The organism is Streptomyces litchfieldiae, assembly GCF_031845365.1.
Classification (GTDB): Bacteria; Actinomycetota; Actinomycetes; order Streptomycetales; family Streptomycetaceae; genus Streptomyces; species Streptomyces litchfieldiae.
In genome coordinates this window covers 1-290 of sequence record NZ_JAVREL010000163.1, presented here as the reverse complement: position 1 = coordinate 290, position 290 = coordinate 1, and the positions used below count along the sequence as shown (strand labels likewise).

The 290-nt window shown below is 71.7% G+C and carries 1 protein-coding gene; it reads left to right on the top strand.

Annotated features, from left to right (window positions below; all coding sequences use genetic code 11):
- Positions 1-290 (top strand): hypothetical protein (locus RM590_RS35875; protein ID WP_311708991.1); only part of this gene is annotated, 290 nt, incomplete at both ends.

The following is a 290-nucleotide window of genomic DNA, read 5'->3' as shown; positions in this document are numbered from 1 at the left end:
GCCGACGAGACCGGTCGGCCGATCCTGGAGTGGCACTTCGACGAGCAGGTGCTGGCGGCGGAGGCGGCGGCCGACGGCTGGTACGCGCTGATCACCAGCCGCCCGGTCGAGCGGTCCGGGCCCGAGCAGGTGCTGCTGGACTACAAGGGGCAGAGCGGCATCGAGCGCCGCTACGGCGACTTCAAGGGCCCGCTGGCGGTCAGCCCGGTGTTCGTCCAGCACAACCGCCGCGTCGCCGCCCTCGTCCAGGTGATCTGCCTGGCCCTGCTGGTCTTCTGCCTGATCGAGCG